Here is an 8054-nt window from a genome sequence, read left to right as displayed (position 1 = left end):
CGGCGTCAGCCGGACCGCCACGCGAACGCCGCGCGGCCCCGCCACGAAGAGCGGGCGGTCGACGGTCAACCGAACAGCAGGCGGGCGTGGATGTTGGCCAGGATCATGCGCGCCAGGGTGACCAGCAGCCACAGCACGATGTAGGAGATGTCGATGCCGCCGAAGTTCGGCACGAACCGCCGGATCGGGCGCAGCGCCGGCTCGGTCAGGCGGTACAGCACATGGCCGACCTGGTAGACGAACTGGTTCCGGGTGTTCACCACGTTGAACGCCACCAGCCAGCTCAGGATCGCGGTGGCGATCAGGATCCAGATATAGAGCTGCAGCACATAATCTATGATGCTGAGTATCGGGTCGATGACGATCATGCGCCTGTTCCAAAGAGGGGCCGGTATCGGCCCGGTCGCCGAATCCGCGTGGAATCCGCGTGTACGGTAGCGGCGCGGCCAGCCATGAACAAGCGATGCGGCACGCGCCGGCGTCGCATCGGCCCCAGCGCCGCCAGGGGAAATCGTCAAAGTTTCACAAAGCGCGAATTCCGGTGTTGACAGGGGGGTGGGTGGCATCCTACATCACGGCCCGCCGCATCGCCCAGGTGGCGGAATTGGTAGACGCGCAGGTTTCAGGTACCTGTGGCCGAAAGGTCGTGGAAGTTCGAGTCTTCTCCTGGGCACCATCCCTCTTGATGGTCCCGACGACGGCGATGCGAAGGATGGCAATGACCCGCTTGGTCCAAGCGGGTCTTTCCTTTTGGGGCCGATGCCCACGCAGCAGGATGCTCCGGCCTGGCCAAGGGCGGCCCTGCTCCAGGCCGCGGCTGGATGTGAAGGTGGCAACCCGTGGCTTCCGAACCGATTCTGCATGACGGGGATCTGCCCGACGGTCTCGACCTCGGCAATGTGATCGCCATCGACACCGAGACCATGGGCCTGAACCCGGTGCGCGATCGGCTCTGCCTGGCCCAGCTCAATTCCGGCGACGGCACCGTCCATCTCGTCCAGTTTCGCCAGGGTGGCTACGACGCCCCGAACCTGGTCCGGCACCTGGCCGACCCGGCGCGGCTGAAGCTGTTCCACTTCGCCCGGTTCGACATCGCCGCGCTGCAGGCCTATCTCGGCGTGGTCTGCGCCCCGGTCTACTGCACCAAGATCGCATCGAAGCTGGTTCGCACCTTCACCGACCGGCACGGGTTGAAGGATCTGTGCCGCGACCTGGTCGGGGTCGACCTGTCGAAGCAGCAGCAGAGCTCGGATTGGGGCAGCGACCAATTGACGCCCGAACAGCTGCGTTATGCGGCCAGCGACGTGCTGTACCTGCATGCGCTGAAGGAAAAACTCGACGCGATGCTGCGTCGCGAGGGCCGGGAAGCCTTGGCTCAGGCCTGCTTCGACTTCCTGCCGACGCGGGCGGCACTCGACCTCGGCGGCTGGTCGGACCTGGATATCTTCGCCCACTGACCCGATATGCGGTCACAATTGCGCCGCACCGAGGCTGCATTCCGGGACGTGGCGGAGTGCCGGCTGCCAGGGCCGGTTCGGCCCGCGGAAAGGTTGCGGTTCGCCGCGTCCTGATGGATACGGGTCCGTCGGCGGGCGGCTTTGGAGACGGAATGGTGGCGACTGCAGGGATCGAGGCTGGCCGCAAGGCGCTGCTGATGGAGCGCGATGCACTGGACCGTCTGGCCGAATCGCTGGACGGCAGCTTCGATCGCGCCATCGACACGGTGTTCGGCGCCGAGGGCCGGGTCGTGGTCAGCGGCATCGGGAAGAGCGGCCATGTCGGGCGCAAGATCGCCGCCACCCTGGCCTCCACCGGCACCGCCGCCCTGTTCGTCCATCCGGCCGAGGCCAGCCATGGCGATCTCGGCATGATCCACCGCCAGGACGTGGTGCTGGCGCTGTCGAATTCCGGCAACACGGCCGAGCTGGGCGACGTCATTGCCTACACCCGACGCTTCGCCATCCCGCTGATCGGCATCACCAGCCGGGCGCCCTCGATCCTGGCCGACCAGTCCGACATCGTCCTGCTGCTGCCGGCGGCGGAGGAGGCGTGCCCGACCGGGCTGGCACCGACCACCTCGACCACCATGATGATGGCGCTGGGCGATGCGCTGGCGGTGGCGCTGATGCACCGCCGCGGCTTCTCCTCGGACGATTTCCGGGTGTTCCATCCGGGCGGCGCCATCGGCAACAAGTTGATCCGGGTGCAGGACATCATGCATGCCGAGGCCGAGCTGCCGCTGGTGGCGCCGGCCACCCGGATGGACGAGGCGATCCTGGAGATGAGCCGGGTCGGCTTCGGCTGCGTCGGCGTGGTCGATGAAGGTCGGCGGCTGGTCGGGGTGATCACCGATGGCGACCTGCGCCGGCATATGAGCGGCGGGCTGCTGGGCCAGGCCGCCGGGGCCGTGATGACGCCGGGGCCGCGCACCATCCGGCCGACCGCGCTGGCGGCAGAGGCGCTCGGGCTGATGAATCGCTATAAGGTGACCAGTCTCTTCGTCACTGCCGAGGACAAGCCGGTGGGCATCCTGCGCGTGCATGACTGCCTGCGGGCAGGGTTGAGCTGAGCATGGTCGTGGCGCCGCAGACCCCGGGGGACGACAAGACCAGCCGCAGGGACGCTGCCGACGGTCGGCGCGCGCGCCTGGCCGCCGCCAACCATGCGGCGCAGTTCAGCCGGACCTACAGCCGGCTGGTCGGGGTGTTGAAATACGTGCTGCCGGTGGCGGGGCTGGTGATCGTCGCCCTGGTGGTGCTGTGGCCCGAACTGCACCATGTGCAGGTCGATATCTCCAGCCCGACGGAACGCCCGACCGCCGGCGCCAATGGCGAGATCCAGAATCCCCGCTACAGCGGCGTGGACGAGGCGGCGCGGCCCTACACCGTCTGGGCGACCGTGGCGAAGCAGATGGAAGACCAGATCTTCAACATGAACCGGCCAAAGGGCCAGCTGGCCCTGCCGAGCGGCCTGATGTTGACGCTCGATGCCGATAGTGGCCGCCTGAACCGCACCACCAAATCCGTCCATCTCGACGGCGACGTCACCCTGCGGCGCAGCGACGGCACCGTCATGACCACCGAGTCCGCCGATATCGACATGGTCAACAAGGGGGCGAGCAGCAGCACGCCGGTGACGGCGCAGGGTCCGTTCGGTACGCTGTCCGCCGGCGGCTTCAAGGTCGAGCAGCAGGGCGACGTCATCATCTTCACCGGCCCGACCAAGCTGCTGCTCAAGCCCGGCGCCGACAAAGCCTTCGAGGGAACGCCGCAATGATCCGTCCGCTGATCCTCGCTGTCCTGCTCGGTGCGCTGGCGACGCCGGCCATGGCACAGCAGCAGCTGCAGCTCGGCAGCAAGGACGGCCAGCCGTCGAATATCGAGGCATCGAAGTCGCTGGAATGGCGGCAGAACGACAAGCAGTACATCGCCACCGGCGACGCCGTTTACACGCGCGGCGACCTGACGGTGAAGGCCGATGTCCTGACCGCCTATTACCGCGAGCTGCCGGACAAGAGCACCGAGATCTTCCGCGCCACGGCGGAAGGCAACGTCCTGATCACCAAGGGCGCCGACACCACGGCAACCGGCGGCAAGGGGGTCTATGAGCTGGACGCCCAGATCTTCACCCTGACCGGCGGCAACCTGAAATTCACCAACAAGGATGACGTCATCACCGCGACCGACAGCCTGGAATACCATCAGGCCCAGGATGTGGCGATCGCCCGCGGCAACGCCACGGCGGTTCGTGCGAAGGAGCAGCGGACGCTGCGCGCCGACACGCTGACCGGCCATTTCGCGCCGGATGACAAGGGTGACAAGGCCCTGTCGGTGGTCGATGCCGACGGCAATGTCCGGCTCACCACCGCGACGGACGTGGTGACCGGGCAGACCGGGCGCTACGACGTCAAGACCCAGTTCGCCACCATCACCGACGACGTGCATCTGACCCGGGGCGGCAACCAGCTGAACGGCGACTATGCCGAGGTCGACATGGCCAGCGGCGTCAGCAAGCTGCTGACCCGCCCGGGCCAGGGCGGCCGGGCCCGGGCCCTGCTGGTGCCGGACCAGAAGACCCAGACGCCGGGGCAGCCGGCCGCGCCGGCCGAGCCGGCGCCGAAGAAGAAGTAGGGGACAGGCGATGGCGAGAGCGAGCAGTGCTGCGACCGCACCCGAATCCCCCGGCGCCCCGCGGCTGGTCGCCAAGAATGAGGGGCTGGTCGCCCGCAACCTGGGCAAGCAGTACAAGAAGCGGCCGGTGCTGCGCGACGTCAGCCTGCAGGTCCAGCGCGGCGAGGCGGTCGGCCTGCTCGGCCCCAACGGCGCCGGCAAGACCACCTGCGTCTATATGATCACCGGGCTGATCCAGCCCGATTACGGCACCAGCTCGCTGGACGGGCGGGAGCTGACCGACCTGCCGATGTACCGCCGCGCCCGCCTCGGCATCGGCTACCTGCCGCAGGAAGCGTCGATCTTCCGCGGCCTGTCGGTCGAACAGAACATCCGCGCCGTGCTGGAGATCTCCGAGCCCGACAAGTCGGCGCGCGAGGCAGTGCTCGAGGATCTGCTGGCCGAATTCTCGATCAGCCATCTGCGCCGCACCCCGGCCATGGCGCTGTCGGGCGGTGAGCGGCGCCGGGTCGAGATCGCGCGGGCGCTGGCCAGCCACCCGCACTTCATCCTGCTCGACGAACCGCTGGCCGGCATCGACCCGATCGCCGTCGGCGACATCCGCGAGCTGGTGGCGCATCTGCGCGACCGCGGCATCGGCGTGCTGATCACCGATCACAATGTGCGCGAGACGCTCGATATCGTCGATCGGGCCTATATCCTCCATGAAGGCCGTGTTCTGATGGAAGGAAGACCAGCAGACATTGTCGGCAACGAGGAGGTGCGGCGCGTGTATCTGGGCGAACGCTTCAGCCTGTAGACTGACGGGCGACCATGGCCATCTCACAACGCCTCGGGCTCCGTCAGAGCCAGGCGCTGGTCATGACGCCGCAGCTGCAGCAATCGATCAAGCTGCTGCAGCTGTCCAACATCGAGCTCTCGGCCTATGTCGAGGGCGAGCTCGAACGCACCCCGCTCCTGGAACGGGAGGAGGGCGAGCGCGAGGATGGCGGCGGCGCCAGCGAGACCAGCGACGCCGAACTCCCTGATCCCGGATCCGGGCGCACGGTGGCGGCGGATGTCGCCCTGACCGCGCCGGAACCGCCGGCGATCGTGTCGGCGGACGCGCCGCTCGACACCGATTGGAGCAACCTGTTCACAGGCTCCAGCTCGACCGACCGGAACGACGACTATGGCGGCGACGCGCAATTCGCCGGCGCCGGGCGCGGCCGCATGGATTTCGCCGACGACCTGCCGGGACTCGACGAGACGTTGCCGGAACGGCCGAACCTGCGCGACCACCTGCTCAGCCAGATCGCGATCGAATTCACCGGCCCCGCCGACCGGCTGATCGGGGCGCGGCTGGTCGACCTGCTCGAGGATTCCGGCTACCTGCTGGTCCCGGTGGACGAGATCGCCCGTGCCTTCGGCTGCCCGTCCGGCCGCGTCGAGGCGGTGCTGCACCGCTGCCAGCGGCTGGATCCGCCCGGCATCTTCGCACGCAGCTTGTCGGAATGCCTGGGGATCCAGCTGGCGGAGCGCGACCGGCTCGACCCGGCGATGCAGACTCTCCTGGACAATCTCGATCTGCTGGCCCGCCGCGACCTGGGCGCGGTGATGCGGCTGTGCGGGGTCGACGCCGAGGATCTGTCCGACATGGTCGCCGAGATCCGGGCCCTCGACCCCAAGCCCGGTGCCGCCTTCGACCATGAGGTGGCGCAGACGCTGATCCCCGACATCCTGATGCGGCTGCAGCAGGATGGCAGCTGGCTGATCGAGCTGAACTCCGAGACGCTGCCGCGGGTGCTGGTCAACCGTACATATCATGCCGAGGTCAGCCGCGGCGCCCGCAGCAAGGTCGACCGCGACTATCTCGGCACCTGCCTGACCGACGCCAACTGGCTGGTCCGCGCTCTCGACCAGCGGGCCAACACCATCCTCAAGGTGGCGTCGGAGATCGTGCGCCGGCAGGACGCGTTCTTCGTCCATGGCGTCCAGCACCTGCGGCCGCTGACGCTGAAGGACATCGCCGAGACGGTGGACATGCATGAGAGCACGATCAGCCGGGTGACGACCAACAAGGTGATGGCCACGCCGCGCGGTGCGTTCGAGCTGAAATACTTCTTCACCCAGGCGATTCAGGGCTCCGGCGGCGGCGACGCCCACTCGGCCGAGGCTGTGCGGCACCGCATCCGCGTCATGATCGAGGCCGAGGCCGCCGATTCCGTGCTGTCCGACGACCGGATCGTCGAAATCCTGCACGGCGAGGGGATCGACATTGCGCGGCGGACCGTCGCCAAGTACCGTGAGGGGATGCGGATACCATCCTCCGTCCAACGACGACGCGAGAAGGGTCTGAGCCGATGAGTGTGCTCCCCCCGACTTCGTCCGCAGCACCGGGCCGGGCCCCTTCGTTGACAGGAAGGCACGCCGTCCCTATGGTCGCCGCCCAAAGGCGGCCCCCCACGGCCGCCCCGTTCTTTTTTTGGGCGCCGTTTTCCCATCGTGCAGCAGTGAAGCGACAGCCATGCAACTGACCGTCCGAGGCAAGCAGATCGATGTTGGTGATGCTCTGCGCACCCATGTCAGCGACGCCCTGACCAGCACGACCGCGAAGTACTTCAACAACGCGATCGAGGCGAACGTCGTCTTTTCCCGCAACGCCCATCTGATCCGGAGCGATCTGTCGGTCCATGTCGGCCGCAACATCCTCCTGCAGAGCAATGCGGAGGCCGAGAGCCCGTATCACGCCTTCGACGCTGCGGCGAACAAGCTGGCCAAGCGCCTGCGCCGCTACAAGCGCCGCCTGCGCGACCATCACAATGGCGACAGCCAGCCGTCGCTGGCCGCCCAGTCCTATATCCTCGAGGCCGAGTCCGAGGAGATCCATGAGGGCGAGGAGCCGACGCAGCCGATCGTGATCGCCGACGTCTCGACGACGATCGAAAGCCTGACCGTGCTGCAGGCGGTGATGCGCCTCGACCTCGGCGACCTGCCGGCGCTGATGTTCCGCAACCAGGCGCTGGGGCGGCTCAACATGGTGTTCCGCCGGCCGGACGGCAATATCGGCTGGGTCGATCCGAAGGGGGCCGAGGACGCTGCTGCCTGAGGGCGGCGTGTCCGAGACATCGCAATGATCGATTTTCTTCGCCCTGAGGCGATTCTCGCCAATCTGAAGGCTGCCAGCAAGAAGCAGGCGCTGCAGGATCTGGCCCGCCGCGCCGCCGAGCTGACCGGTCAGCACGAGCGGGCCATCTTCGATGTGCTGCTGGAACGCGAAAGGCTGGGGTCGACCGGGGTCGGCCGCGGCATCGCCATTCCGCACGGCAAGCTGCCGAACCTGCCCGGCGTGTTCGGCGCCTTCGCCCGGTTGGAGCGGCCGATCGATTTCGACGCGGTCGACGAACAGCCGGTCGATCTGGTGTTCCTGCTCCTCGCCCCGGAAGGGGCGGGGGCGGACCATCTGAAGGCGCTGGCCCGGATCAGCCGGATGCTGCGCGACGAAGGCCTGTGCGAAAAGCTGCGCGGCTGCCAGACCACCGACGCGATCTACGCGCTGTTGTCCCAGACCGAGGCGGTGAACGCCGCTTGACCCGGGGCCGTCCGCTCCGCTAGCCGAAGCGAACCCCCCGAGGCGAACCCCTAGTCCGTGCGTGGTCCCGCCATGCCGTCCTTCCTTCTCGGCCTCGACGCCGGTACCTCGGTCATCAAGGCCGCCCTGTTCGGGCGCGACGGCCGCCAGCATGCCGCCGCGACGCGCCGGACGGTCGTCGCCCATCCGCAATCCTCCTGGTCCGAAAGCGATCCCGAAGCCGCCTGGTCGGCGACCACCGCCGTGATCCGCGAGGTGCTGGCGACAGCCGATGGCGCCACCGTCGAAGCCATCGGCGTCACCGGCGCCATGGTCGGCGCCTGGGTGATCGATGCCGCCGGCCAACCGGTGCG

Annotated in this window: 10 protein-coding genes and 1 tRNA gene; 10 read left to right on the top strand and 1 reads right to left on the bottom strand. The window is 67.9% G+C overall.

Translation table 11 applies throughout. The features are described 5' to 3' along the window. Positions 1-65: 65 nt before the first annotated feature. Entirely contained in the window at positions 66-368 is a 303-nt protein-coding gene (locus AC3XYG_RS00850) for a YggT family protein (protein WP_489137919.1), read from the bottom strand. 221 nt (positions 369-589) lie between these two features. Between AC3XYG_RS00850 and AC3XYG_RS00845 the strand changes: the two genes are divergently transcribed. The 10 genes from AC3XYG_RS00845 to AC3XYG_RS00800 form a co-directional block, all read left to right on the top strand. Further along, positions 590-676: transfer RNA gene (locus AC3XYG_RS00845), tRNA-Leu, on the top strand. A 163-nt stretch (positions 677-839) separates the two neighbouring features. Then, positions 840-1457 carry a ribonuclease D gene (locus AC3XYG_RS00840; protein WP_489137918.1) on the top strand — a complete coding sequence of 206 codons (618 nt, stop codon included), beginning with the start codon at positions 840-842 and terminating at the stop codon, positions 1455-1457. Between the two features lie 152 nt (positions 1458-1609). After that, the gene (locus AC3XYG_RS00835; RefSeq protein ID WP_489137917.1) at positions 1610-2569 is read left to right on the top strand and encodes a KpsF/GutQ family sugar-phosphate isomerase; all 960 of its coding nucleotides are present in this window, start codon (positions 1610-1612) and stop codon (positions 2567-2569) included. Between the two features lie 2 nt (positions 2570-2571). Next, on the top strand, positions 2572-3276 hold the full coding sequence (gene lptC / locus AC3XYG_RS00830; protein ID WP_489137916.1) for an LPS export ABC transporter periplasmic protein LptC: 705 nt from the start codon (positions 2572-2574) through the stop codon (positions 3274-3276). After that, complete coding sequence (locus AC3XYG_RS00825; protein WP_489137915.1) at positions 3273-4130, top strand: LptA/OstA family protein; 858 nt, start codon at positions 3273-3275, stop codon at positions 4128-4130. The genes lptC and AC3XYG_RS00825 overlap by 4 nt, the downstream gene beginning before the upstream one ends. Before the next feature lie 10 nt (positions 4131-4140). Next, a complete protein-coding gene (gene lptB, locus AC3XYG_RS00820; RefSeq protein WP_489137914.1) occupies positions 4141-4929 on the top strand; it encodes an LPS export ABC transporter ATP-binding protein in 789 nt (262 codons plus the stop codon). 14 nt (positions 4930-4943) lie between these two features. After that, the gene (gene rpoN, locus AC3XYG_RS00815) at positions 4944-6476 is read left to right on the top strand and encodes an RNA polymerase factor sigma-54 (protein WP_489137913.1); all 1533 of its coding nucleotides are present in this window, start codon (positions 4944-4946) and stop codon (positions 6474-6476) included. Between the two features lie 160 nt (positions 6477-6636). Next, a complete protein-coding gene (gene hpf, locus AC3XYG_RS00810; RefSeq protein WP_489137912.1) occupies positions 6637-7218 on the top strand; it encodes a ribosome hibernation-promoting factor, HPF/YfiA family in 582 nt (193 codons plus the stop codon). Between the two features lie 18 nt (positions 7219-7236). Further along, positions 7237-7701 (top strand): PTS IIA-like nitrogen regulatory protein PtsN, encoded by a 465-nt coding sequence (gene ptsN / locus AC3XYG_RS00805; protein ID WP_489137920.1) that lies wholly within the window; start codon positions 7237-7239, stop codon positions 7699-7701. Positions 7702-7773: 72 nt separating this feature from the next. Continuing rightward, positions 7774-8054, top strand: a 281-nt coding sequence (locus AC3XYG_RS00800) for an FGGY family carbohydrate kinase (RefSeq protein WP_489137911.1), incomplete at its 3' end; no start/stop codon positions are given.

Source organism: Inquilinus sp., from assembly GCF_057815775.1.
The sequence above is the reverse complement of the archived record's forward strand: the minus strand, read 5'-3'. Positions and strand labels throughout refer to the sequence as shown.

Excerpts from the sequence above, each read along its gene's own strand:
- hpf (WP_489137912.1), top strand. The coding sequence starts at position 6,637 with ATGCAACTGACCGTCCGAGGCAAGCAGATCGATGTTGGTGATGCTCTG.
- lptB (WP_489137914.1), top strand. The coding sequence starts at position 4,141 with ATGGCGAGAGCGAGCAGTGCTGCGACCGCACCCGAATCCCCCGGCGCC.
- lptC (WP_489137916.1), top strand. The coding sequence starts at position 2,572 with ATGGTCGTGGCGCCGCAGACCCCGGGGGACGACAAGACCAGCCGCAGG.
- rpoN (WP_489137913.1), top strand. The coding sequence starts at position 4,944 with ATGGCCATCTCACAACGCCTCGGGCTCCGTCAGAGCCAGGCGCTGGTC.
- AC3XYG_RS00835 (WP_489137917.1), top strand. The coding sequence starts at position 1,610 with ATGGTGGCGACTGCAGGGATCGAGGCTGGCCGCAAGGCGCTGCTGATG.
- AC3XYG_RS00825 (WP_489137915.1), top strand. The coding sequence starts at position 3,273 with ATGATCCGTCCGCTGATCCTCGCTGTCCTGCTCGGTGCGCTGGCGACG.
- AC3XYG_RS00850 (WP_489137919.1), bottom strand. The coding sequence starts at position 368 with ATGATCGTCATCGACCCGATACTCAGCATCATAGATTATGTGCTGCAG.